Source organism: Sporolactobacillus sp. THM19-2 (assembly GCF_004153195.1).
Classification (GTDB): domain Bacteria; phylum Bacillota; class Bacilli; order Bacillales; family Sporolactobacillaceae; genus Sporolactobacillus.
The window spans coordinates 1-2,490 of the sequence record NZ_SEMC01000042.1 but is presented as its reverse complement, the minus strand read 5'-3'; the positions used below and the strand labels follow the sequence as shown (position 1 = coordinate 2,490).

Genomic DNA, 2,490 nt, shown 5'->3' with positions numbered 1-2,490 from the left:
GACCGGTGAAACCTGGCCAAAACTGAAACATACCATGGATCAGATGGTTCTGGGCAAATTTTCTTCGAAAAAAGGAGACTTCTATCAAAGGACGGAAATCACCGCAAAACAGCATGAAATCATTAAGACTCTTGGGATAAAGGTTCCTCGAAAGATATGTCGAATCGACCTTAAATCCTAGATACACACATATAAAAATTAAAAGTCCGAAAACAGGCTACCTGTCGCCTTTTTTCGGACTTTTGTGTACCTAGAAACTGTCGAAGTCGAGGTTGAGAAGCCGCAGGAGTCAATACGGAGAATAAGAGGGAAAATAATGATTACCGACTGGTTACAGAAAAACTCAGTATTAGCACAAATAGAAGTCTCTTCAAGTACAGAAGCGATTGAAAAAAGTGGACAGTTACTGGTTGACAGCGGCTGTGCAGAACCAAAATATATCACGGCCATGCTTGAAAACTTTTACAGGAACGGGAATTACATCGTCATGGCACCGGGCATTGCCGTCCCGCATGCCTCACCCGGACCGGCAGTACTCCGGCCGGGACTAAGCCTGCTGACGCTGAAAAAGCCCATACATTTTGGCCATCCGAAGAATGATCCGGTTAATCTGGTCGCCGCGTTTTGTGCCGTCGATCATCAAAGCCATTTAGGCATGCTGATGGATCTGGCAGCATTACTGGAGCGCCAGGACAAACTGGAACGGATGCGCATTGCTTCATCGAAAAAAGAAATTTTAACAATTGTATCAGAAGATGTGGAGGAATCATCATGTTGAAAATTGCTACTGTTTGTGGTGCCGGAGTAGGAAGCAGTATGATGCTGAAAGTTTTTGCTGAACAGATTCTGGAACACGAGGGCGTTGATGCAGATGTTACTGCTTCGGATATCAGCTCCCTCGATCCTGCTGCTTATGACGCAATTATTACAGCGTCGGCATTCGCTGATTTAATAGACTCTAAAGCCACGCGGATTATCCGAATGGACAATATGCTGGATAAAACTTATCTCCGCGAGCAGCTCATTCATGTCATTTCTGAAACAGCAGGGAGGAATGAAGGCTGATGGCATTCATCCTCTACATAATCAACTATATTTTTAACCAGGCTGTTTTCGTTATCGGTCTCGTGATTATCATCGGGACGCTGGTACAGAAAAAGTCCTGGAACCAGATCATCTCAAGCACACTCAAGGGCATGATTGGTTTTCTCATGATTACGACCGGAGCCCAGTCCCTCGGTATGGCTCTCCTGCCTCTTCAGCCGATGCTGGCCAGGATCTTCAATTTCAGTATCTCAATGCCAAACATCGAAAAAGCGCAAATGCAGAGTATGGAGGGAATCGGGACGGAAATGGCACTGATCTTTGCTTTCGGTTTTGCCATTAATATTCTGCTCGCCCGGTTTACACGGTTCAAATATGTCCATCTGTCTGCGCATGTTTCTTTTTTTTACGCTGGACTGATTACCGCGTTGCTGAAATTCGGAACAGACCTGCCGACCATTCCGCTCATCATCATTGGTGCAATCCTGCTCGGATGCTACATGACTTTTACCTGTGCTTATATTGCGCCACTCATGAAAAATGTTAAAGGCGGGAAAGGATTCACACTGGGACACTCCAGTTCAATTGGTATTCTTATTTCTGCGGGGATCGGGAAACTCGTTGGTCGTGGGTCAAAGGATCTTGAAGACCTCAAACTGCCAAAAAATCTGAACTTTCTCCGTGAAATGACCACCGCGCTGACTTTAGTCATGACTCTGCTATTTCTTGTGATCACACTGATTGCCGGACCGGAGTGGGTGACGACTCATACCAGCAACGGACGGGACATAGTCAGTTTCAGTTTTCTGAGCGGGCTGCAGTTTGGACTGTGGATTACCGTTATCATTACAGGTGTCCGCATGATGCTTTCTGAAATCATTCCTGCTTTTCACGGAGTAGCTGAAAAAGTTATTCCAAATGCGACACCCGGACTGGATATCCCGCTTCTGTTCCCGTACTACCCGACATCAGTCATTGTTGGGTTCCTCATGAGTTTAGTTTCCGGATTGATTGGCATGAGCATTCTCGGTCTGATTCATTATCCGGTTGTGGTCTTCCCTGCACTGATTCCCACGTTCTTCACCGGGGCAATCACAGCCATTTTCGGTAACTCAACCGGTGGACGCCGTGGCGCTATTACGGGCTCATTGCTCAACGGCTTCATATTAATTTTTGGACAGGCCTTCCTGCTGCCGATGATCGGGACATATGAACCAGTCATGCGCATTCTGAGCGAAACGGACTACTGTTTCTATGGTCCCCTTCTGGGTCTGGTATTGAAATTAATGGGTATGATTTAAGCCTTTTATACCCTTTTGTTTAACTCGACTTCGACAGTTTCTAGGTACACAAAAGTCCGAAAACAGGCGACAGGTAGCCTGTTTTCGGACTTTTAATTTTTATATGTGTGTATCTAGGATTTAAGGTCGATTCGACATATCTTTC

General features: G+C 45.7%; 3 protein-coding genes and 1 pseudogene. All 4 read left to right on the top strand.

Annotated features, from left to right (window positions below):
- A pseudogene (locus tag EWH91_RS14630) lies at window positions 1-181 on the top strand (IS1634 family transposase); the annotation flags it as partial.
- Between the two features lie 135 nt (window positions 182-316).
- The gene (locus EWH91_RS14240; protein ID WP_129930913.1) at window positions 317-778 is read left to right on the top strand and encodes a PTS sugar transporter subunit IIA; all 462 of its coding nucleotides are present in this window, start codon (window positions 317-319) and stop codon (window positions 776-778) included.
- Window positions 772-1,065 (top strand): PTS sugar transporter subunit IIB, encoded by a 294-nt coding sequence (locus EWH91_RS14235; protein WP_129930911.1) that lies wholly within the window; start codon window positions 772-774, stop codon window positions 1,063-1,065. Before EWH91_RS14240 ends, EWH91_RS14235 begins: the two co-directional genes overlap by 7 nt.
- Window positions 1,065-2,345, top strand: coding sequence for a PTS ascorbate transporter subunit IIC (locus EWH91_RS14230; protein ID WP_129930909.1), 1,281 nt, complete (start codon window positions 1,065-1,067; stop codon window positions 2,343-2,345). The genes EWH91_RS14235 and EWH91_RS14230 overlap by 1 nt, the downstream gene beginning before the upstream one ends.
- Window positions 2,346-2,490: the final 145 nt, after the last annotated feature.

Excerpts from the sequence above, each read along its gene's own strand:
- EWH91_RS14230 (WP_129930909.1), top strand. The coding sequence starts at position 1,065 with ATGGCATTCATCCTCTACATAATCAACTATATTTTTAACCAGGCTGTT.
- EWH91_RS14235 (WP_129930911.1), top strand. The coding sequence starts at position 772 with ATGTTGAAAATTGCTACTGTTTGTGGTGCCGGAGTAGGAAGCAGTATG.
- EWH91_RS14240 (WP_129930913.1), top strand. The coding sequence starts at position 317 with ATGATTACCGACTGGTTACAGAAAAACTCAGTATTAGCACAAATAGAA.